The sequence below is a fragment of the Tianweitania sp. genome, assembly GCF_032053605.1.
Lineage (GTDB): Bacteria > Pseudomonadota > Alphaproteobacteria > Rhizobiales > Rhizobiaceae > Tianweitania.
In genome coordinates, this window is sequence record NZ_DAMBUH010000006.1 from 1 (window position 1) to 21,846 (window position 21,846).

The following is a 21,846-nucleotide window of genomic DNA, read 5'->3' on the forward strand; positions in this document are numbered from 1 at the left end:
CCGCCCTCGTTGATGAGCGCTTTCTACGCAGACGCCCGACGAGAGTCAACACGCTTTTTGCGGCTATTTGAACTTTTTGCGACAGATCGATGGTCACGCTGCGGAAGCCGTTGGGGAGCCCCATTCGCGTCCGGAAGCGCCTTCCAGGATGCTCTCAGACGCCCTGTCCACCCTTATGCACGAGCTGCTCAGCAGGCAGCGGGCGCCCGTAGAGGTAGCCCTGGATCAGGTCACAGCGCTCCTGGCGCAAGGCATCGAGCTGCTCCTGCGTCTCAACCCCTTCTGCGGTGGTGATCATGCCCAGCGAATGGCCAAGCGTGGTTATCGCCCTTACGATCGCCGCCGCCTGTTTGCTCGATGGCATCTCGGTGACGAAGGAGCGGTCGATCTTGAGCTTGTCGAATGGAAAGGAGCGGAGATAGCTCAGCGACGAATAGCCGACGCCGAAATCGTCCAGCGCAATCTTCACGCCCAGGCTCTGGAACTGCTTCAGGACGGAGAAGTTGGCCAGCGTCTCGTCGAGCAGCACGGACTCGGTGATTTCCAGCTCGAGACGAGCCGGCGTCAGGCCGGTTTCCTCGAGACAAGTCCGCACAAGCGTCACGAGACCTTCGCGCTTGAACTGCGCCGGTGACAGATTGACCGCCACCTGCAGGTCCTGCGGCCAGGTCGCCGCTTCACGACAGGCGGTAAGCAGCACCCATTCGCCAAGGAGGTGGATCAGTCCGGTTTCTTCCGCGATGGGAATGAACTCGGCCGGCGAAATCATGCCGCGATCGGGATGGCGCCAGCGTAACAGCGCCTCATAGCCTATCAGCTGACGCGGAACGGCCGCATAGACCGGTTGATAATGGAGTTCGAACTGTTCTCGTGCCAACGCCTCGCGCAGGTCCTTGCCCAGCGCGTGGCGATCGCGGGTGACCTGGTCGAGATCGGGATCGAAGAAGCACAGCGTCCCGCGACCCGTGCGCTTGGCTTCATAGAGCGCGATGTCGGCGCAGCGCAGGAGTTCTTCCGCGGTAGACGCATGGCGCAACGCGATTGCGATGCCGATACTCGTCCCCAGCATGACCGAACTGCCGTCTATGTCGAACGGCTCGGCGAGTGCTCGATGCAGGGTTTCGGCCAGATCCCGTGCCTTGGCGTCCGGGTCGTCTCCCATCAGCAGGATGGCGAACTCATCTCCGCCGAAACGGGCAAGAAACGCTTCTTCCGGGATCGCAGCGCGAAGCCTGCGCGCGCAAGCAGCAAGAACGGCATCGCCAATGCGCGGGCCCATCGTATCGTTGACGCTCTTGAAGTCGTCGAGGTCGAGATAAAGAACGGCAAAGTCGCCGCTTTCGGGCGCCATCCGCAAGGCTGACGCCAGACGCTCATTGAAAGCCGTCCGGTTGGCCAGCGACGTCAACGGGTCGTGATGCGCCATATAAGCGATCCGAGCCGCGGTCGCGCGCTCCTCGGTGATGTCTTCGCCGAGCGCAAGGATGCGATTGGCTTGGCCGTCTCTACTGCGGATCGCCAGCTTCTTCGTTTTCAGAACCCGTTCGCCCGTCGGCGTCGCGTGGCGATATTCCTCTTCCAGGATACGCCCTTCCTGCAAACCGAGGATGCGCGCATCTTCGGCGAGGATGTATTGCGCCCGCCAGGCTGGAAACAGCTCCTCTGGCGTTTTGCCGAGAATGGCGCTGCGTGGCACGCCGAGAAACGTCTCGGCAGCGGAGTTGGCCAGGATATAACGGGAGGCCTCGTCCTTGGCCAAGACGACCGACGGCAGGTTCTCGATCACCGCATCGAGAAAGCGCCGGCTGTCTTCCACCTCGCGCTTGCTGGCTTCCGCTATTTCCAGCGCTGCTTCCAAGGATGCACGGGCCTTCTTACGGTCTGTGATGTCGCGGATCATGAAGCCCACATAGGGGCGGCCATGATCGTTCCAGGGTGCCGCAGTGAACTCGATCGCACGGCTTGATCCATCCGGGAGAATGACGAAGCCCTCGAACGGCGCATCGCGGCTGCCTTCAAGGGCGGCCTGCAACTTGTCGCCTTGGATGGCCGGAAAGATCTGCTCGAAGGAACGCCCGACGATCGTCTCGCGCGCTCGGCCGAGAATACGCTCGGCACTTCTGTTCCAGAACATGACTTCGCGCTGCGTGCCGATTACCACGACCGCATCGGGTGTCGTGCGCGCCAGTTCGATCGCGCCGCGCTTGACGCTTTCCAGCACACGCGTTTCTAACTGCTGCATGACCAGGCTGGCCATTTGCTGCAGCAAGTCGAGTTCCTGCTCGCTCGGCCTTGGTCGCGGCTTGGTATCGATGATGCACAGGCTTCCCAAGGCAGAGCCATTGGGCGCAACGATGGGCGCGCCGGCGTAGAAGCGGATGAACGGCGCCCCGGTCACCAGAGGATTGTCGCGGAAGCGCGGATCTTCCAACGCATCGCCCACCACCATCACGTCCGGCTGACGGATAGCATGGTCGCAAAAGGAAACCCTGCGGTCGGTGCCGCATATATCCAGCCCGACCCTGGCTTTGAACCATTGGGTATCGTCGTCCACGAGCGTGACGAGCGAAATCGGCGTCTGAAAAACAGAAGCCGCCATCTGCACGATCTTGTCGAAAAAGCCTTCCGGCGGCGTGTGCAGGATGTCGTAGCGTCGAAGGGTTTCTTGGCGAAGAGCTTCGTCGCTTGAAGACAATTCCATCGGCATCCGGCGGGTCCAGGCTTGCTGCTGTACCGGATATAGTTCTCTTGAAATGAGATTCGAGTTAATTTCAGTACTATAAACCGCGCCAACTCAAATAATGGCGCAGCCATGCTCGGGTTGCTGGCAAGTTCGCTTCATGAACTGGGCGCCAATTATAACATACGTTAATTTTGCCACTTGAACTGGAGCAATGACATGCACGCGCATGAAGCAATGCATGTGCGTGCAGATCAGACCGTCTGCGATTCCACCACGCCGGTCAGCGTTGCCTGCAGACCTTCCGGTCTGTAGTCCACCGAGGTTGTCCCCTGGAAATAACCGGGCACAACGCGCTCGATCAGGCGTGAGCCGAAGCCGCGCCGCGTTGGTGTAACAACAACCGGACCGCCGCTTTCGCTCCAGGTAAGCTCGAAGTGGCGCTCCTCGCGTCGTTTCCAGGCAATCCCTACGGTGCCGGAGTCGGTGCTCAGCGCGCCATATTTGGCGGCATTCGTGGCAAGCTCATGCAGCATCAAGGCCAAGCCCATGCTTTGCGTGGCGTTGAGCTCGATTGGATCGCCATCCACCTGGAAGCGTCCGGGATGATCCACATGCGGAACGAGCGACGCTTCGATGATGGAGCGGATGTCCGCGCTCTGCCAATTGCTTTGCGTCAGCATGTCTTGCGAGCGGCCGAGCGCCAGGATGCGCGCGGAAACCGTGTCGGAGGCGGTTTTCAGGTCCGGTGCATGGCGCAGGCTCTGCCCGACCACGGCCTGTACCATGGCGAGCGTGTTCTTCATCCGGTGCGACAGCTCGTTCTGCAGCACCTGCTGCCGCTCTTCGCGGTCCTTCAGCTGGGCCACCATCTCGCGCTGCTGGTCATACAGTTCGCGGGTCACGGCTCGCTCGGCTCGCAAACCTTCTGTCGCGCCGTGCATCAACTGAATGAGCAGGATGTCGACCGACACGATGCAGGCGTAAAACAGCAAGGCGATGAAGCTTTGATGATTCACGTGAAAACTATTGAACGGCGGAATGAACCAGTACCAGGCCGAAAGCCCGCACAACACGGCGCAGGCGATCCCCGGCCACAAGCCCGCAAAGAATGCCGTCAGGATCACAGCCGGAAAAAAGGTCAGATACGGAAAACCGGCCGGCAGCATGTCGTCGAACAAGAAGCGTGCGGCAAGCGAGATGGCGAAGGCCACGAAACACAGGGTCCAGGCCTGGGCAGGAGAAGAACGCAGCCTTTCCGCCACGCCGAAAACAGACATCGATCCCGGAACCCTCGAATTGCGCCACTGCTAAGAAGCAGTATTCGGCAAACTCTATTCAGCAATACCTGAAATAAGCGGCCGGATCGCGTTTAAGTCCGTTCCCGCATAGCTGCGCTTTAGGGGTTCTACAAGCTTTATTGGCTGATCGAAAAAGCCCGGCGCATCGTCGGCGCTGTTTGGCCGCGCAGCGCTCGTTTATCGCAGCTCGTCGATGACGAGCTTGGACAGATCCTTGAGGATGTCCCGCTCGGATGCCGTCACGTTGTCACGCGGCTTGTAATCGGAAACGCAAACGGCCCCGACGGTCTCTCCCGTTTCGGGATCAACCAAAGGCGCACCGGCATAAAAGCGCAGCCCTTCATCACCCTGGGCAAGCGGGTTTTCCTTGAAGCGCGTGTCGGAAAGCGCGTCGTAAACCACCATGGGCTCGCTGCCCGCAATCGTGTGCGAGCAATAAGCAATGTCGCGCGGCACCGTGCTGATGCCAAGGCCATGACGCCCGATCAGCGTCAGCTCGTCTTTTCCAACAAGCGACACGAAGCCGATCGGCGCATCCAGAAGCTCGGCCGCACTTCGTGCAATCAGATCGAGGCTGCTCGACCCTTTTTCCTGTGCGGAGCCAAGAAAGGTCTCGACGACTTCGAGGCGGGCGGGTTCGTTTTTCAGTTTCGGCGGCTCGGAAGCCGTCGGCATGGAGAATGCCGACAAAACGCGATTGCGGCCGGTTCGCTTGGCCTCGTAAAGACGGCGATCCGCTTGCGCGATCAGCGCCAAGGCGGGCTCATCCGACCCCGGTTCCTGCGTCGCGCAACCGATCGAAATCGTCACCCGCTTGCCCGCGGACTCATTCTCCAGATGCGGGATGTCGAGGCTCTCGACCGCCATCCGAATGCGTTCGCCGACCCTGTAGGCGGCTGCATCGTCACTCCCGGGCAAAAGCACCACAATTTCTTCGCCGCCATAGCGCGCGCAAAGATCGCTCGGCCGGATACAGGCTTCGATCGCCTTGGCGACACGGCGCAGACATTCGTCGCCGGCCTGATGGCCATAGGTGTCGTTGAACAGCTTGAAGCGGTCCACATCGATCAGGAGAAGCGACAGTGATTTGGATTGTTCAACGGCCTTGGCATGCTCGGCCTCGAACGCCTCGTCGAAGCGGCGGCGGTTTGCAAGCCCCGTCAAACCATCCGTGTTCGCCCGCTTTGCCAGCTCGGCATGTGCGGCCGCCAGCTTCAACTCAGCTGACTTGCGGGTGGAAATATCACGCAAAACAACAATGAAGCCTTCGTCATCCGCAACGAAACTGTAGCGGCCTTCCACCCAGACATAAGCGCCTGATTTGTGCTGCAGGCGGTAGATCGCTTCCGCCGGCTTTCCCGTCCGGCGTGCTTCGGCAACCATCTTCTCGACGGTCGGCCAATCATCGGGATGGATGATTCCGCGAGTACGATGCCCCACCATTTCCGAAGGATCGAGGCCGAGCATCGCGTGGGATGCCGGCGACACATAGCGCCGCACGAGGTCGCCATCGAGCCGTATGATCAGATCGGTGGCATTCTCTGCCAGCAGCCGATATTGCGCCTCGCTTTGCCGGGTTACCGCTTCGGCTTGCGCACGTTTGACGAATTCACGCCGCACCACAAAGGCAAGCATCATCGTCATGGCGCAAAGAAGCGTAAGCACGCCGCCGATCCAGAAGGCCTGCGTGCGCCATGCCTGGAAAATATCTTCATGCGACAGGGCGATATTGACGATCAGCGGAAGATTGCCGACCCGAACGAAATTATAAACCCGCGTGACGCCGTCCACCGCCGCAACGCCGGAGAAGCTGCCGGATGAGGACGCGATGAAGCGGCGCACATTGGGCGTTGCGGATAGATCGCGCCCGATCTGGTCTTCCAGATAGGGGCTTCGCATCAGCAGCGTGCCGGTTTGCGAAAACAGGTTGATGGAGTCGTGCGACTTCAACTCGGCCTGTTCAAACAGATCGCGGAAATATTGCAGCCGCAACGTACCGACCACCACGCCGGCAAAGGTGCCGTCGGGTGCATTGATCCGGCGGCTGAGGCCAAGCACTTCGTCATTGCCCGTCAGACGCCTTTGAAACGGCGTGCTGATGAAGAGGCCGACCGACTTGTCGTTCGCATGCGCCTGGAAATAAGAGCGGTCCGAGAAATTGTCGACGCGGGGCGGCACGCCGCCGGCATCGCGGATGACGTTGCCGTCCTTGTCCAGAACCAGAAGGCTGGTGAAATAGGGCTTGATCAGCGTGGCGCCGAACACGAAGGACTGCTGAAGCCGCGTATCAAGCGTTCCAAATTCGGGATCTTCGAGCTTGGTGACGACGCTCAGCAGAACACGATCATAAGAGCCGATATTGCTTTCGATGTCCTGCGAAAGAACTGTCAGCAGATTGCGCGCGCCGGTGTTTGCGATCGTCCAGCTGTCGCGGCGCAGTTCCGTGAGCATCAAGGCCGACGCACCGCAGAACCCCAGAAGCAGAGTTGCTATGAAGAGCCAGTAGCGGAGATGTCTGGTCAAAAACATAGGCAGGCAAAGTGCTCAACACGTGGTTTGCGCCAGGGAGCATGGCGGCAAGCAAGGCGCACGTTCCCGTCTTGCGCCATCACTGGCAGGGAGTCCCTAACAGGGAATTTCTGGCATACAGCGAGGCTCCATCGCTGCTGCCATATGGATAATGGTGCGTCACACTTATGCGTGAGAACGAGGCTACCTCGCTGAAGGGCCGCATCCCAATGCGCCTCAGCGCTTGCGCACAAACTCCGTGCGCAGCACGAGGCCCTTGATCGCATCATGACGGCAATCGATCTCCTCGGGATTGTCGGTCAGCCGGATCGACTTGATCAGCGTGCCCTGTTTGAGCGTTTGCCCGGCACCTTTGACCTTGAGGTCCTTCACCAGAACAACCGAGTCGCCATCGGCCAGAACATTGCCTGAAGCATCGCGCACCTCTGCCGCACTCGCCTCAGCCGCCGCCATCTCGGAAGCCGGCCGCCACTCGCCCGTTACCTCGTCATAGACATAGGCATCATCTTGATCCGACATATTGGTTCCTACTCGTGCAACTTCTAATATGGGGTGGACCTACAGCAAAGCAGGCTTGGGTTCAAACCGATGATCCGCTGGCAGCAGCGCTCGGCCGACCTTATCTTCTACAGGCTGCGTCCGTATGGGATGCGAACTTCCAAGAAGGTTGTCATGAGCACTGCACCGAAGATCAAGGTTCGCCCGACGGGCGCCACGGCCACGATGGGCCGCACCGGCTTTCCGCATGTGGTTTCGGCAACCGGCGGTGCCATCGACATCAAGACCGGCGCTTCCGAAGCGGGCTTCAACCCACTCGATCTGCTTTATGCGTCGCTCTCCGCCTGCCTCGCTATCAGCGCCCGCATGGCGGCAAGCAAGCTTGGGGTCCTGGACAAGCTGACCGACGTCATGGTCGAGGTCAAAGGCGAGAAGGCTCCCGACGAGCCATCACGCGTCGCCCGATTCGACATCGATTTTCAAATTGTGGGCGACTTCGACGATACCACTCGCCAGCAGATCGCTGAACTTGCGGAAGGCAGCATCTGCACGGTCAGCAACACAATCCAAAGCCAGCCCGCCTTCAACCTGACGGTGCGCAGCTGAAATCAGAGCGCCAGCGCGTTGGTGCGGTTGATCAGACCCTCCCGGTCGAGCCGCTCCACCACCTGCCCGGCGCTCATCACCGCAGCCCGGTCGCACATATGCGCGATCACGCCGGGATCGTGGCTCACCAGCACGAAAGTCATGCCGCGAGCACGCTTGAGGTCGTTGAGCAGGTTGAGAATGCCCGCCTGCACCAGCACGTCGAGTGCCGATGTCGGCTCGTCGAGCAAAAGCAGATCGGGTCTCGCCGTCAGTGCCCGCGCAATGGCGACACGTTGGCGCTGTCCGCCGGAAAGCTGATGCGGGTAGCGATCGGCAAGCGCGGGCAACAATCCCACCTGCCGCAAAGCCTCGCCGATATCGCGCTCCACCTGCTTGGAACCGTGCAAGGCCAAAGGCTCGCCCAGACTGCGCCCGATCCGATGTTTGGGATGGAGCGATGAATAAGGGTCCTGGAACACCATCTGCACGCGCCGGCGAAGTTCACCGGCAATCCGACGGCCCGGCACCAGCCGTTCGCCTAAAAGGCTGATCTCGCCGGTCCAGTCCGTGTTGAGCCCGGCCAGCGCGCGAAGCACCGTGGTCTTGCCGCAGCCGGATGGACCGATCAGGCCGAAGCTTTCTCCTTGCCGTACCTCCAGGCTGACATCGCGCACGGCGTGGAAACCACGTGCCGCGCCTGAAAATCGGATGTCGAGCCCGCGAATATCGACCGCACTGGTCATCGAGCTTCCTCGCCAGTCGGCAGCCGCTCGCCATAGGTGGCTGCCGAGGGTCGGGCCGCCCAGAGGCTGCGCGTATAAGGCGACCGCGCCTTGTCCAGGTCCGATGCCGCCAGTTCTTCCTCGATCCGCCCTTGCCGCATGACGAGCACGCGATCGGCAAAGCGCGAAACCTGAACGAGGTCATGGCTGATCAGAAGCAGACCCATGCCGAAGTCTCGCGTCAATTCCCCAAGCAAGGCGAGGATCTGCGCCTGAACATCGCGGTCAAGCGCCGACGTCGGTTCGTCGGTGATCAAAAGTCGTGGCCGATTGACCAGCATGGCCGCCATCATCGCGCGCTGCGCCATGCCTCCCGACAACTGACCGGGATAGGACTGGTAGATCCTGTCGGCATCGGTGAGCCCGACACGGGCCAGCATGTCGATCGCCGCCTTCCGCCGCTCAGTTTTTCGGAGTTTTGTGTGCAAAAGCAGGGCTTCTTCCACCTGAATACCGATCTTGTGACCGGGATTGAGGGAGGTTTTCGGATCCTGCGGCATCAATCCGAGCGTATTTCCCCGCTTTTTCGTCCAGTCTCGCTCGCTCAACGTCAGAAGATCTTCGCCCTCGCAAGCCAGGCTATCGGCAGTCACTCTGGCATGACGCGGCAGCAAGCCCATCAGCGCCCTGCCCGTCATCGACTTGCCGGAACCGGACTCACCCACAAGCGCCACGATCTCATGCCCGATCGTCAGCGAGATCGATGAAACGATGGTGCGCCAGCCGTCATCGCTCGGCAGCGCGATGCTTAGATTGCGGACATCGAGGATCGGATCAGTCATGGCGAGGATCCAGAACGTCCCGCAAGCCGTCGGCCAGAAGGTTGAAGCCAAGCGAGGTGACGAGGATCGCCACACCCGGTGCCGCCGCAATCCACCATTGATCGAAGATCACCTGCGTTCCCTCAGCCACCATAGAGCCCCATTCCGCCGTCGGCGGGCGAACGCCGAGGCCTAGGAAGCCGAGCCCTGCCGCAGCCAGGATGATGCCGGAAAGATCCAGCGCCAGCCGAATTACGGCCGAAGGCAGAACCATGGGCAGGACATGGCCGAACAGAAGGCGCGTTCTGGAGATGCCGAGCATTTCCGATGCCGCAAGATAATCGCTCTGGCGCAATGCAGCCGTTTCCGCCCGCGCCTGACGCGCATAAGCCGGCCAAAGTGTGAGCGCGAGCGCCAGTGCACCATTGACGAGGCCGGCACCCATCAAACTGACAAAGGCGAATGCGAGCAGGATGCGGGGAAAGGACATGACGATGTCAGTGATCCGCATCAACACGCGCTCAACGAAGCCGCCAAAGAAGCCAGCGACGATGCCCACCAGCACGCCGAGCGGCGCCATCAGGACAATCACCAGCAGCAACAGCAACAAGGTCGATTGGGCGCCATAAAGGATGCGCGAAAACAGGTCGCGCCCGAAGGCATCCGTGCCCAGCCAGTGCACGCTGTCCGGTGGGGCAAGGCGGATCACCGTGTTCTGCGCATAAGGATCGAAGGGCGCAAGAACAGGCGCGGTGATCGCTACGAACAGCCCCACCAAGATGATCAAGCCGCCGATCACGGCCGACGGCGAGCGCAGAAGCTTGCGTTTGGCTCTGTTGCGCGGTTCCACAGGGATGGCGGTCACCGGCGCCGCGCTCCTTCGATGCGACCGACCGCGAAATCCGTCAGCGCGTTCAACAAGACAATCGCTGCGCCAACCACCAGCGTCGCGCCCAGGATCGCCGGCATGTCGCCCGAAAACATCGCGGTCGTCAGATAGCGGCCGATGCCCGGCCAGGCGAACACGGTTTCAGTGAACACCGCGCCTTCCAGAAGGCTGGCATAAGCCAGCGCAACAACGGTCAGCAGCGTTCCCTTGATGTTGGGAAGGACATGGACAAACACGACGCGCATCCGGCTGGCACCCTTGGCGCGTGCGGACACCGTATATTCCTGATTGAGCTCGGCCAGAATGGCGGCACGTGTCAGGCGGGCGATGCCGGCCATGCCATAAAACGCCAGCACCAGGGCCGGCAGCACAAGGTGGCCGACGGCATTGGAGAAGGCTCCCGCAGAACCGGAAAGCCACGTGTCGATCAGCCCAAAGCCGGTCACCTGCTCGACCGTATAGGCGTAAGTGACATCGAGCCGTCCGGGGCCAGGCGCCCAATGCAGTCGGGCGTAAAACAACAGAAGCATCAGCAAACCGAGCCAGAAGATCGGCGTCGAATAGCCGATCAGGGAAACGAGCCGCGCCGCCGCATCGAGCACACTGCCCGGCTTGAGTGCGGCTGCAATGCCGAGTGCCAAACCAAAGCTGGCGGCAAGAACGATCGCGACCGTCGCCAATTCCAGCGTCGCCGGAAAGGTGCGGGCAATGTCGCTGATAACAGGCTGACCGGTGCTGATCGCGGTGCCGAACTCCCCGGTCGCGGCATTCTTTAGATAAATCAGGAACTGCACCGGCAGCGGCTGGTCGAGCCCGAGCTGCAGCCGCGCCGCTTCATAGGTGGACTGGCTGGCATGCTCGCCGACCATCTGCAAGGCCGGGTCGATCGGCGAGGTGCGCGTCATGATGAACGTGACCAGCACCAAACCGAACAAGGTCAGGACAAAGGACAGGATCCAGCGCGCGGCTTGACGCACGCGCAAGAACACCCGCCGACCCTCTGGCCGGCGGGTGTTCTCTTTGTCGCGCAACGAGCCTTGATCGGCGATCGTCACTTATTTCGAGACTTGGTCATAATAGACCTGGTCCGAGTTGAGCCCTTGCACATAGTCCTTCACGTTCTTTCCGAGCACCACCTGATCGGCACCCTGATACATGAAAACGAAAGGCGATTCTTCCTGAATTTCCTTCTGGATCGTCTCGTAAAGCGTTGCGCGCTTGGCCGGGTCCTGTTCCTTAACGGCAGCCAGTGCTTCATCGCTCAGTTCGGGGATGATCCAACCGGCCTGCTTGGCAACGGTGTTGGCCGAGTTGTCCTTGTTGATCGCAAAGGCAGATGCGTTGGAATGCGCATCGAGATAATCCGGGATCCAGTAACGCAGCGTGAACTGGTAGTTGCCGCTGCGACCCTTTGCATAGATGTCGCTGGCGGCACCCGGCTGGATATCGAGTTCGATGCCGGCCTGCCCGAAGCTTGCCTGCAGGGACTGCGCAACCGACAAGAAAGGCTGCTCGTTGAAAACGGGGAACTCGACCTTGAACGGCGTTTTGATGCCGGCCTCCGCCAGGATCTGCTTGGCCTTCTCGACATCGAGCTTATAGGGATTATCCGTCAGAGCACCGGGAAAACCGACCGGCAGGAAAGCCTGATGGATGTTGCTTTGGCCGCGCAGCAGATCGCGCGTAATGCCTTCATAGTCGACCAGATAACGTGCTGCCTTCCAGAAGGCCGGCTTGCCGAGCGTTTCGTTCGCAGCCGAATTGATCAGCAGATAATCGGAACGGGCCGAAGGCACCGCCTCGACCGTGAGCTTGCCTTCTTTCTTGATGGCATCGACCTGATCGGCGCCGAGACCCCTGGCGATATCCGCATCGCCCTGCTCGATCTGCAGGCGGCGGGCGCCCGTATCCGGCACGTTCTGCAGGATCACCGTTTCCAGCTTCGGCTTCACCGCAGCCTTCGGGTTGGCTGTGAGAACCAGAGCCTCATGCGGCTGGTACTTGGCGATCAAGAAGGCGCCGGAGCCGGCCGAATTGGTCTTCAGCCAGTTATTGCCGAAATCATCGCTTGATACATGCTCGCTCACGGTCGTCTCATCGACGATCGAGGCGATCGGTGCGGTCAGCAGCGCAAGCGCGAAGGCCGGACCGACATCGGCGGTCCAAGACAGCTGAACATGGGTGTCGTCCACCTTCTTCAGGCCGGCATCGACCGTGTCGGCTTTCCAGCCGAGTTCGTTGAGGATGAAAGCCGGCGTCTTGTTGAGCTTGACCGCGCGCGACAGCGAGAAGATCACGTCTTCGGGGCGCACCGGATTACCCGACGCAAACTGCGCGCCCGGCTTGATCGAAAAGGTCAGGCTCTTGCCGTCTTCACCTGCCTTCCAGTCCGCAGCCAGCGCCGGAACGATCTTCGTGCCGTCGCTTCTGTCGGCTTCCACCAGGCGCTGATACACATTGTTGAAGGTCTGGACAGTGGTGAGCTCGAATCCCTCAGCCGGGTCGAAGCTGACGGCATCGTCGATCGACTGCGCCACGACCAGCGCGTTAGGCGGCGTCGCAGCCTGCCCCGGCATGGCGCCAAAAAGGCTGACGGTCGTAAAGACTGCAGCCAAAAGCGCGCTTTTGCTCCGATGAAGCGTCATGAAGGATCTCCTGTGAGACAGAGCTTGTCCGGCGGTTTATCCGCTTACGGACGGGTTTCAAGAAAGGGAACAACGTCGTCATCGGCCTCGGCTTGGACGATGTTGGCAAACACGGTCGTGGCAACCATGATGCCGGCGAAAGCAGCCAGATCGACCAGAACGGTGTCGTCGTAATGCTCTGCCAGCCTGAGCCAGAGCCCGTCTGAAACCGCGTTGGCGTCCGAGCCGAGAACGCTGCCGAATTCCTGCAACAGCTCCTCTTCCCCGGAAAGTTCCAGCCGATCCGGATCAAAGCCGGACTGGCTCAGGGCACGTCGAAAGAAACCGACCGGGATCTCGGAACGCTGAGCCTTCGCGATGGCCAGTGAGAAGATGAAGATCGCCCGATCGGATAATCGCGCATTCAGCGCATCCTTCAGGGCGAACCATTCGCCATAAACCCGCAGCGCCACCGGCGACCGCGCCTGGATCAGCTTCAGGTTCGTCAACCGTCCGCGTAGACGGAGTTCCTCTTCCAGACCCGCCTTCAGGCGCTCGGGCGCGGTGTCATAGGCGATCGGCGATAAGCGTGTCATGCGTGGCTCGTTTCAGCTGCCAGGAAGGTACGCTTTTGGCTAGAAGCTTGGGCAGCGATTTTCACCCGCCAAAACGATATAGAGCGAACGTTTTTTGCGTTGTAGGGCCGCAAGCAAATAGGTTCTTGCTACGATGCGGCAGCATGGTCGCGAGCGGCGATAGGAGGCAGCCCGCTCAGCATTTGCGGGCCTCGATCACCGTCGCTGAAGGCGCCCTGCCGAACTGTTTGCGGTAATCGGCGGCAAACAGGCTCATGTGATTGAAGCCCCAGCCCATCGCCACGCGGGTGATGTCGCCCGTCGCGCATTTGCCGCCGACAAGCTCGGAATGAACCCGTTCAAGCCGCATCCGCTTCAACACGCCGAGCGGCGTGTCGCCGCGCACCTCGCGAAAAGTCCGATGCAGCGTGCGCGCACTTGTGCCGGCAGCTTGCACGATATCGGTCAACGTCAGCGGATCGCGTAGCCGATCGGCCATGAAGCGCTCAGCCCGCTGCACGTAGTAAGGAACGGGCCCCGAGCGCGCGGCCGGCTGCGGCGATGCTTCCAGGGCCGCGGCCAGTGACAGAAGCAGACAATCCTCAAGCCGGTCGGCGAGGCCGTCATTGAAGAACGTGTTCTGATCCGCTTCGATCTCACGCATCACGAACTGCGCCAGCTGGTAGAAGGCTTTTCCGGCGGCATTGTCGAGCGTGATGACGCGGTTCTTGTAGGTGAACTGCTCAACCACCTGCTTGCCGCCGATCAGCTCGATCTGGCTGTCGTTCAGGTTGAAGATCAGCATGCGGGTGGATGGCTCGAATTCGAGGTCGATCGGCGAATGCGCATCCACCAGCTGCGCGTTGAGCCCTGCGCCATAAAGCAGGCCATCGCCACGGCGGTCGCGCGAAATGAAGTTGCCTTGCAACGGCACTTGCAGCAGCGTCATGTCACGATGCGCGTCCACCGCGATGCGCGCCTGTCCGCCGATGCGGATGGCTGTCAGCCCGAAGGGCCGCATGCCGCCATGGGAAACTTCGGTGCGGTAGGTGCGGCTCGACTTCTGACTGATGCGGCATGGCCGCAGAAGTCCCGACATGGTAGCCTGGAAAGCATCGAGCGAGGGCGAAAGCCGGTACAGGCAGCCTGCTTGCGTCATCTTCATGTCCCCTGATCTTTTTATTTGAAGATTAAACTATCACCGCGTTCGTCCTGCGCAAGCCGTGCGTTGCAGCACTCCTCGGATCGTGATTTTGGCGCTTTGCCGACAAGTTGGCGCTTTAACGATAGAAAGGCGGACAAGCCCTCGTAGCATCGCCCCCAAGCAGCCGAAGTGCTGCAGCGCCAAGACTAAGCGCAAACAAGGGGAACAGCGATGAAAGCAATCATCGTCGGTGGTGGCATTGGTGGCCTGACAACGGCCCTTATGCTGCATGCACGCGGGCTCGATTGCCAGATCTTCGAGGCCGCACCCGAAATCCGTGAACTCGGCGTCGGCATCAACGTGCTGCCGCACGCGATCCGCGAACTGGCGGAGCTTGGGCTCTTGCCTGCGCTGGACGAGATCGGCATACGCACGCGCGAACTGATCTATGCGACCCGCCACGGCCAGGAAATCTGGCGCGAGCCGCGCGGCATCGACGCCGGCTATGACGTGCCGCAATTCTCCATTCATCGCGGCCATCTCCAGGCGATGCTGCATAAAACAGTGCTGGAGCGGCTTGGTTCGGATGCCGTCGTAACAGGCCAGCCTTGCACGAGCTATTCGCAAGACGAAGGCTCGGCCACCGTTCATTTCGCCGAAGGCTGCGCAATCCCCTCCGCCAGCAGCGATGTCGTGATTGCCGCCGACGGGATCCATTCCGTGATCCGACGCCAGATGTTCCCGAACGAGGCCGGACTGAAATGGAACGGCGTCATGATGTGGCGCGGCGCGACCGAAACCGAACCGTTCCTGGATGGCCGCACCATGATCGTGGCCGGCGGCTTTACCTACAAGCTCGTGCTTTACCCAATTGCGCGGGGTACGCAGCCGGGCAAGGTCCTCAACAACTGGGTGGTGACTTACCGCCCCGGCGTCGATGGTGCGCCTGCCCCGAAGCGAGAAGACTGGAGCCGGCGCGGAACGCATGAAGAGCTGATGCCGCATGTCGAGAAGTTCGGCGTCGACGTGATCGATCTGCCCGCTCTTGTGCGGGCGACCGACACCTTCTTCGAATATCCGATGTGCGACCGCGATCCCCTGCCCTGGTGGACGGATGGCCGCGTGGCGCTGATCGGAGACGCCGCGCATCCGATGTATCCGGTCGGCTCGAATGGCGCGAGCCAGGCCATCATCGATGCGCGCATGCTGGCCGACTGTCTTGCGCGAGCCGAACATGGCCGTGCTGCCTTGGCCGCCTATCAAGCGTCGCGTTTGCCGGCCACGGCCGAGATCGTGCGCCTCAATCGCAAGGGCGGCCCCGAATGCGTCATCGATGAAGTCGAGCGGCGCGCGCCCAACGGATGCGCCGACCTCGACGGCGTCATCAGCTTTGCCGAACGCGAGGCGATCGTCCGCGGCTATGCCGCAACCGCAGGCTTTTCGACCAGCCAGGTCAACCAGGCCCGCGCTTCCTGATCTGAACCACAAGAAGGACCATCACGATGACCCAACATGAAGCCGGCATTACCCAATCCGGCAAGTCCATCGACGGGATCGTCTGGAACATTCTCGGCCAGACCTATGTGCCGAAGCATCACTATGACAGCTCGATGTCCTGGCACGCGACCTTCCCGCCCGGCACCTTCGTCCCGCCTCACATCCACACCACGCAGGACGAGTTCATCTACATGCTGGAAGGCCGCTTCGACCTCTTGCTTGACGGCAAGGATGTGGTGGCAGGACCGGGCGATCTGATCTGCCTGCCGCGCAACATCGCGCATGGCATCTTCAACAAGTCCGACCAAGTCGTGAAGTGCATCTTTTGGGTATCGCCATCCGCGAAACTGTGGGACCTATTCACCAAGATCAACAATGTCGGTGACCCGCAAGAAGTTGTTCGCATAGCATCGGCGCACGAGGTTCAGTTCCTGCCTCCGCCGAGTGAATAGGGAACCGTCCGGCCGCTGCGTGTGGGAGCGCAGTCATTCGGGCGAAAGGCCATAACAATGATAAGTTTTTAGAGGTGGAACGATGAGCAAGATGACCAAGCTGGCGCTCGCGCTGCTGACTGCAACCGCGCTGACCGGCGCAGCCCATGCCCAGGACAAGGCGCAAGACAAGAAGGTCAAGATCGGCCTGATCTATACGCTGAGCGGGCCCTCCGCACTTCTCGGCGAACAATCGCGCGACGCCTTCCTGCTCGCGGCAGAAAAGCTCGGCAACAAGTTCGGCGGGCTCGATGCCGAGATCATCATCCAGGACGACGAGCAAAAGCCTGATATCGGGGTCAGCAAGGCACAGCAGCTGGTGGAACGCGATCAGGTCGACTTCGTGGTCGGACCGATCTTCTCCAACGTGCTCAATGCCATCGTGAAGCCCGTGACGGGTTCGGGCGCCTTCCTCATCAGCACGAATGCCGGCACGTCGAACCTCGCCGGCAAGGACTGCAACGCCAACCTGTTCGTGACCTCCTATCAGAACGACCAGATGCACGAAGTGTCCGGCAAATATGCCGAAACGCAGGGTTACAAGCGCGTTGTCCTGATTGCGCCGAACTACCAGGCCGGCAAGGATGCGCTGGCTGGCTTCAAGCATTCCTACACCGGCGAGGCCGCACAGGAGCTTTATGTCCCGCTCGGCCAGCTCGATTTTTCGGCCGAACTTGCGCAGATCGCAGCCGATGCGCCGGACGCCGTTTATGCCTTTCTTCCCGGCGGCATGGGTGTGAACTTCGTCAAGCAGTATCGCCAGGCCGGCCTCGAAGGAACGCCGTTCCTGTCCGCCTTCACGGTGGATGAAACCACGCTTCCCGCACAACAAGACGCCGCGCTCGGCTTCATGGCCGGGTCGAACTGGGCACCGGACCTCGATACGCCAGAAGCCAAGGCTTTCACGACCGCCTATGAGGCCAAATACAAGCGTGTTCCGGCGACCTATGCCGTTCAGGCCTATGATGCCGCCATGCTGATCGATGCGGCGCTGAAGAAGACCGGCGGCAATCTCCAGGACAAGGATGCGCTTCGCGAGGCCATGAAGACTGCGGAATTCACCTCGCCGCGCGGCCAGTTCGCCTTGGGCGACAACCACTTCCCGATCCAGGATTTCTACCTGACGAAAGTGGTCAAGCGTGCGGACGGCCAGTTCGCGACGTCCTATGTCGAGACCATCTTCGACGACTACAAGGACAACTACGCGTCCGAGTGCAAGATGTAAGTCGGTCGGGCGTTGCAGGCCGTTCCGGCTTGCCGATCGCCCTTCGCGCATCTTCCGAGAAGGCCGACGAGGGGCTGTGCGCTCCGTCGGCTGCGTCGTGATTGTCGGACTTGCCTATGCTCAACCTGTTTCTTCTTCAGTCCCTCAACGGCATCCAGTTCGGCATCCTGCTGTTCCTGGTTGCTGCCGGGCTGACGCTGATCTTCGGCGTCATGGACCTGATCAATCTCGCCCACGGCGTGCTTTATATGATCGGTGCCTACCTGACCGCCGCCTTCGCCGCCACGACGGGAAGCTTCGCCTACGGCATCCTGATCGCCCTTCCGGCAACGCTGGCCATTGGTATTGCGCTGGAAGTACTAGTCTTCCGGCGACTTTATGACCGGAGTCACCTCGACCAAGTCCTGGCAACCTTCGGCCTGATCCTGATCCTCAACGAGGCCGTCAAGATCATCTGGGGATCGGCACCCCTCAGCGTTCCGATGCCGGAAGCCTTTTCGGGTTCGATCCAGCTCATGGGCAACCTGCGTTATCCGACCTTCCGCATCCTCATCATCGGTGCCGGCCTGGCAACGGCGCTCGGCCTGTACCTCATGGTCAATCATACCCGGCTCGGCATGCTGCTGCGTGCGGGTGCAACCCACGGCGCGATGGTGTCAGCACTCGGCGTCAACATCCGCCGGCTGTTCATGATCGTGTTCGGCCTCGGCGCCATGCTCGCGGGCTTCGCCGGCGGCATGGTGGCGCCTATCCTGTCGGTCGATCCCGGGATGGGCGACTCGATCCTCATTCTGACTTTCGTGGTGATCGTCATCGGCGGCGTCGGCTCCGTACGCGGCGCCTTTGTTGCGGCGATCCTTGTCGGCCTCGTGGATACGCTTGGTCGCTCCTTCGGCCCGATGCTGCTGCGCAACCTGCTCGACCCCGCCGCCGCTGCACAGATGGGCCGCACGCTTGCGCCCATGCTGGTTTATATCCTGATGGCAGCAGTGCTTTACCTCAGGCCCACCGGTCTGTTTCCGATGGGAGGAGGCACACGATGAGCGAGGCCGCGACACCGTCAGCAGGGCCGGTCTCCTCCCAGGTAATCGATGCGCCTCACGTCCGCCGGCCCTTGCTCGCGCAAAGCGCACCCTGGCTCATTTTCGGCCTGTTTGCCGCCGTACCGCTGCTCGCACTGGCAACAGGCGACAGCTTCATCGTCGTAATCGCCACGCGCATGCTGATCTTCGCGCTGGCCGCCCTCTCGCTCAACCTCATCATGGGCTACGGCGCGCTCGTGTCCTTTGGCCACGCAGCCTATATTGGGATTGGCGCTTATGCCGTCGGCATCCTGTCGAGCTATGGCATCAACGATCTCCTGCTGCAGATCACCGCCGCTCTCGCCGTCTCCGGTCTTTTCGCTCTTGTCACCGGCTATCTTTCGCTGCGCACCAGCGGCGTTTACTTCATCATGATTACGCTCGCCTTCGGGCAGATGGCGTTCTTCTTCATGGTGTCGCTGTCAGCCTTCGGCGGCGACGACGGCATGTCCCTGTCGGGACGCTCAACCCTCTTCGGCGCCGGTATGCTGCGCGACAACCTCGTCCTGTTCTATAGCGTGCTCGGCGTGCTGGCGGCTGCCTTCCTGCTCATGCGCATGCTGGTTGCCTCCCGCTTCGGACGGGTCCTGCGCGGCACCCGCGACAACCCGACCCGCATGCGCGCGATCGGCTTTTCGCCATTTTCCTTCCAGCTCACCGCCTATGTCATCGCCGGCATGATTGCTGCCCTTGCCGGCGTTCTTTTGGCCAACCAGGTGCAGTTCGTGTCGCCCGCCTACATGACATGGGCGCGCTCCGGCGAACTGATCGTCATGGTGGTTCTCGGCGGCATGGGAACGCTGCTCGGGCCGATCATCGGCGCCACCGTTTTCATCCTTCTGGGAGACGTGCTCGCCCACTTCTCCGAACACTGGAAGCTCGTCCTCGGCCTCATCCTCGTTCTGGTGGTGCTCGGGAGCCGCGACGGCATGAGCGGTCTTGCACGACGGTTGCGGGGAGGCTCCGATGTCTGAGGTCCTGCTCAAGGTCGAAGGCCTCCGCAAAAATTTTGGCGCCCTGAAGGTCACAGACAACGTCAATCTCACGGTAGAGGCCGGCGAGATCCACGCCCTGATCGGTCCCAATGGAGCGGGAAAAACCACCCTGGTTCATCAGCTTTCCGGGAATTTGAAGAGTGATTCCGGGAGAATTTTCTTCGATGGGCGGGATATTTCCCCGCTTTCCATGCAAAACCGGGTGCATCTGGGGCTCGCCCGCTCCTTTCAGATCACCTCCATTCTCGACGGCTTCAGCGTACTGGAAAACGTCGCCATGGCCGTTCAGGCGCGGTCCGGATCGAGCTTCCGCTTCTTCCGCAACGCCAGTCGGGAAGACGACATCAACGCCCAGGCAAGTGCCGCCCTGGCGCGTGTCCAGCTTGCCGACCGAGCCCACCGCCGTGCCGGCTCCTTGTCGCACGGCGAAAAGCGCCAGCTCGAAATCGCAATCGCCCTTGCCACCGGCGCGCGTCTCCTGCTTCTCGACGAACCGCTTGCCGGCACTGGCCATGAAGAATCGGCCGTTCTCGTCGATCTGATGCGCTCCTTGCGCGGCTCGCACACGCTGGTCCTGATCGAGCACGACATGGACGCCGTCTTCTCGCTTGCCGACCATGTCAGCGTTCTCGTTTATGGCCGCGTCATCGCATCCGGCGAGCCCGCCGCCGTGCGCGCACATCCGGATGTCCGCGCAGCGTATCTCGGCGAAGAGGAGATCGCCTGATGCTGAAGGTGGAAGGCCTGCAGAATGCTTATGGCCAGTCGCGCATCCTGTTCGGCATCGATTTCGAGGTTCGTGCCGGCGAAGTCGTGACGCTGCTAGGGCGTAACGGCATGGGCAAGACCACGACGATCAACTCGATCTTCGGGCTCCTGCCGCCAAAGGGTGGCAAGGTCTTCGTGGATGGCCGCGACATGACCGGCAAACCGCCCCACGCCATCGCCCAGCAAGGTCTGGGTCTTGTGCCGGAAGGCCGCCAGATTTTCCCGACGCTCAGCGTGGAAGAGAACCTTATCGCCACGCGGCGCACTGACCGCCGCGCGCCCAAATGGACGCTCGACAGCATCTACGCCATGTTCCCGCGCCTGAGAGAGCGCCGGCGCAACATGGGCAACCAGCTTTCAGGCGGCGAGCAGCAGATGCTGGCGGTTGGCCGCGCCTTGATGACGAACCCCCGCCTGATCGTGCTCGACGAAGCCACCGAAGGCCTTTCGCCCCTGATGCGCGAAGAAATCTGGACCTGCCTGCGCTCCATCAAGTCCGAAGGCGAGGCCATTCTCGTGATCGACAAGAATGTCGACGTCCTCGCCCGCTTCGCCGACCGCCACGTGGTGATCGAAAAAGGCCGCGTCGTCTGGAGCGGCGACAGCGCCGGGCTCGTCGACAACCCCGACATCAAGAACCGCTACCTGCACGTTTGAGCAAGCGATTCTGAGGCGCCTGACGTGACGCTAAGACGATGAAGTAGACGGGGGTCAGCAGAGGCGTTGCGCTTTTAATGCTTACAAAAGCCGGTGGCGGAGAGGGGGTCCGATTATACGGCTTCTCAGGGTGTTTCAAAGTGATGCTAAGTGCTGCAATGTCAGGCACTTAGGCGTCTTGCTCGTTTCACCCTGACTCACCACCTTACCTGTTGTTCCACACTGAAAGTGGGCCTGAAGTGGGCCCACGGGAGAACAGAGTGCCCATCAATCAGCTTACAGACAAACGCGTTCAATCCATCAAAACGGCGGGAAACTATCCCGACGGCGGCAACTTGTATCTACGGGTTCGCGATAGCGGCGCAAAAAGCTTCATTATCAAAGCGACGATTAATAAGAAACAGCGTGAGTGGACACTGGGGTCATATGGCTCTGCAGAGCACCAGTTCAGCCTAGCCAAAGCCCGGAGGCAGCGCGATGAACTGATGGCTCGTGTCCATGCAGGCGAGCTCCCGCAAGCAGTCAGCAAATCCACTGAGAAGACGGAGATTGTTCAGCCGTTAGCCTCATGCGTGCCTCTGTTTGGGCCTTTCTCGGTTGACCTTGTGCAGCAGATCGAAAGTGGCTTCCGCAATGCCAAACACCGGGAACAATGGCGTTCGACCCTGAAGACCTATTGCAAACCGATCTGGGACACGCCTGTCGATCAGATCATGACCGATGACATCCTCGTCATTCTACGCCCAATTTGGACTACTAA

At 60.9% G+C, this 21,846-nt stretch carries 20 protein-coding genes; 9 read left to right on the top strand and 11 right to left on the bottom strand.

Going from position 1 to position 21,846, the window contains the following annotated elements; genetic code table 11:
• Nucleotides 1-154: 154 nt before the first annotated feature.
• From RTX98_RS02845 to RTX98_RS02860, 4 genes are all read right to left on the bottom strand, one after another.
• The gene (locus RTX98_RS02845; protein WP_312794427.1) at nt 155-2,701 is read right to left on the bottom strand and encodes an EAL domain-containing protein; all 2,547 of its coding nucleotides are present in this window, start codon (nt 2,699-2,701) and stop codon (nt 155-157) included.
• 233 nt (nt 2,702-2,934) lie between these two features.
• On the bottom strand, nt 2,935-3,960 hold the full coding sequence (locus RTX98_RS02850; RefSeq protein WP_312794429.1) for a sensor histidine kinase: 1,026 nt from the start codon (nt 3,958-3,960) through the stop codon (nt 2,935-2,937).
• Nucleotides 3,961-4,158: 198 nt separating this feature from the next.
• Nucleotides 4,159-6,432: a diguanylate cyclase domain-containing protein gene (locus tag RTX98_RS02855; protein WP_312794518.1), complete on the bottom strand. Its 2,274-nt coding sequence runs from the start codon at nt 6,430-6,432 to the stop codon at nt 4,159-4,161.
• A 294-nt stretch (nt 6,433-6,726) separates the two neighbouring features.
• A complete protein-coding gene (locus RTX98_RS02860; protein ID WP_312794430.1) occupies nt 6,727-7,029 on the bottom strand; it encodes an alkylphosphonate utilization protein in 303 nt (100 codons plus the stop codon).
• 153 nt (nt 7,030-7,182) lie between these two features.
• Here RTX98_RS02860 and RTX98_RS02865 point away from each other — a divergent pair, with 153 nt between their 5' ends.
• Complete coding sequence (locus RTX98_RS02865) at nt 7,183-7,614, top strand: OsmC family protein (protein WP_312794431.1); 432 nt, start codon at nt 7,183-7,185, stop codon at nt 7,612-7,614.
• 2 nt (nt 7,615-7,616) lie between these two features.
• Here the strand turns inward: RTX98_RS02865 and RTX98_RS02870 are convergent, their stop codons facing one another.
• The 7 genes from RTX98_RS02870 to RTX98_RS02900 all read right to left on the bottom strand — a co-directional run bounded on the left by RTX98_RS02870 (nt 7,617) and on the right by RTX98_RS02900 (nt 14,386).
• Nucleotides 7,617-8,339: an ABC transporter ATP-binding protein gene (locus RTX98_RS02870; protein WP_312794432.1), complete on the bottom strand. Its 723-nt coding sequence runs from the start codon at nt 8,337-8,339 to the stop codon at nt 7,617-7,619.
• On the bottom strand, nt 8,336-9,160 hold the full coding sequence (locus tag RTX98_RS02875; RefSeq protein ID WP_312794433.1) for an ABC transporter ATP-binding protein: 825 nt from the start codon (nt 9,158-9,160) through the stop codon (nt 8,336-8,338). The genes RTX98_RS02870 and RTX98_RS02875 overlap by 4 nt, the downstream gene beginning before the upstream one ends.
• Nucleotides 9,153-10,004 carry an ABC transporter permease gene (locus tag RTX98_RS02880; protein ID WP_416223054.1) on the bottom strand — a complete coding sequence of 284 codons (852 nt, stop codon included), beginning with the start codon at nt 10,002-10,004 and terminating at the stop codon, nt 9,153-9,155. The genes RTX98_RS02875 and RTX98_RS02880 overlap by 8 nt, the downstream gene beginning before the upstream one ends.
• Nucleotides 10,001-11,011 (bottom strand): ABC transporter permease, encoded by a 1,011-nt coding sequence (locus RTX98_RS02885; protein WP_312794434.1) that lies wholly within the window; start codon nt 11,009-11,011, stop codon nt 10,001-10,003. The genes RTX98_RS02880 and RTX98_RS02885 overlap by 4 nt, the downstream gene beginning before the upstream one ends.
• Before the next feature lie 72 nt (nt 11,012-11,083).
• Entirely contained in the window at nt 11,084-12,673 is a 1,590-nt protein-coding gene (locus RTX98_RS02890) for an ABC transporter substrate-binding protein (protein ID WP_312794435.1), read from the bottom strand.
• Between the two features lie 44 nt (nt 12,674-12,717).
• A complete protein-coding gene (locus RTX98_RS02895; protein WP_312794436.1) occupies nt 12,718-13,248 on the bottom strand; it encodes a hypothetical protein in 531 nt (176 codons plus the stop codon).
• A gap of 175 nt (nt 13,249-13,423) precedes the next feature.
• Nucleotides 13,424-14,386 (bottom strand): AraC family transcriptional regulator, encoded by a 963-nt coding sequence (locus RTX98_RS02900; RefSeq protein ID WP_312794437.1) that lies wholly within the window; start codon nt 14,384-14,386, stop codon nt 13,424-13,426.
• 216 nt (nt 14,387-14,602) lie between these two features.
• On the opposite strand from RTX98_RS02900, the gene RTX98_RS02905 reads away from it, so the two are divergent.
• The 8 genes from RTX98_RS02905 to RTX98_RS02940 all read left to right on the top strand — a co-directional run.
• Nucleotides 14,603-15,847 carry a flavin-dependent oxidoreductase gene (locus RTX98_RS02905; RefSeq protein WP_312794439.1) on the top strand — a complete coding sequence of 415 codons (1,245 nt, stop codon included), beginning with the start codon at nt 14,603-14,605 and terminating at the stop codon, nt 15,845-15,847.
• A 26-nt stretch (nt 15,848-15,873) separates the two neighbouring features.
• Nucleotides 15,874-16,320, top strand: a complete 447-nt coding sequence (locus RTX98_RS02910) for a cupin domain-containing protein (protein ID WP_312794441.1) — start codon at nt 15,874-15,876, stop codon at nt 16,318-16,320.
• A gap of 82 nt (nt 16,321-16,402) precedes the next feature.
• Nucleotides 16,403-17,584, top strand: coding sequence for an ABC transporter substrate-binding protein (locus RTX98_RS02915; protein ID WP_312794443.1), 1,182 nt, complete (start codon nt 16,403-16,405; stop codon nt 17,582-17,584).
• Nucleotides 17,585-17,700: 116 nt separating this feature from the next.
• Nucleotides 17,701-18,627, top strand: a complete 927-nt coding sequence (locus tag RTX98_RS02920) for a branched-chain amino acid ABC transporter permease (protein ID WP_312794445.1) — start codon at nt 17,701-17,703, stop codon at nt 18,625-18,627.
• Entirely contained in the window at nt 18,624-19,640 is a 1,017-nt protein-coding gene (locus RTX98_RS02925; RefSeq protein ID WP_312794447.1) for a branched-chain amino acid ABC transporter permease, read from the top strand. The genes RTX98_RS02920 and RTX98_RS02925 overlap by 4 nt, the downstream gene beginning before the upstream one ends.
• Nucleotides 19,633-20,388, top strand: coding sequence for an ABC transporter ATP-binding protein (locus RTX98_RS02930; RefSeq protein WP_312794448.1), 756 nt, complete (start codon nt 19,633-19,635; stop codon nt 20,386-20,388). Before RTX98_RS02925 ends, RTX98_RS02930 begins: the two co-directional genes overlap by 8 nt.
• Complete coding sequence (locus RTX98_RS02935) at nt 20,388-21,086, top strand: ABC transporter ATP-binding protein (RefSeq protein WP_312794450.1); 699 nt, start codon at nt 20,388-20,390, stop codon at nt 21,084-21,086. The genes RTX98_RS02930 and RTX98_RS02935 overlap by 1 nt, the downstream gene beginning before the upstream one ends.
• Before the next feature lie 260 nt (nt 21,087-21,346).
• Nucleotides 21,347-21,846, top strand: a 500-nt coding sequence (locus RTX98_RS02940) for an Arm DNA-binding domain-containing protein (RefSeq protein WP_312794452.1), incomplete at its 3' end; no start/stop codon positions are given.